Origin of the sequence: Vogesella mureinivorans (assembly GCF_007644035.1) — a bacterium.
GTDB classification, from domain to species: Bacteria; Pseudomonadota; Gammaproteobacteria; order Burkholderiales; family Chromobacteriaceae; genus Vogesella; species Vogesella mureinivorans.
The window spans coordinates 1-270 of record NZ_VMTV02000666.1 but is presented as its reverse complement, the minus strand read 5'-3'; the positions used below and the strand labels follow the sequence as shown (position 1 = coordinate 270).

The window sequence follows — 270 nt, the reverse complement described above, 5'->3', positions numbered from 1 at the left end:
CGCGCTCCATCGCGACCAGCTCAACCACCGCCGCATGCAGCTGGTTCTCGTCGCGCATGGGCGCGGTGCAGCCCTCCAGATACGAGACGTGGCTGCCCTCTTCCGCGATGATCAGGGTTCGCTCGAACTGCCCGGTCTCGGCCGCATTGATGCGGAAGTAGGTGCTGAGCTCCATCGGACAGCGCACGCCCTTGGGGATGTACACGAAGCTGCCGTCGGAGAACACCGCCGAGTTCAGCGCAGCGAAGTAGTTGTCCGCCACCGGCACCA

At 65.2% G+C, this 270-nt stretch carries 1 protein-coding gene; it reads right to left on the bottom strand.

Going from position 1 to position 270, the window contains the following annotated elements:
* On the bottom strand, positions 1–270 hold a 270-nt coding region (locus FLQ44_RS17640; RefSeq protein ID WP_439144944.1), incomplete at both ends, for a SufD family Fe-S cluster assembly protein.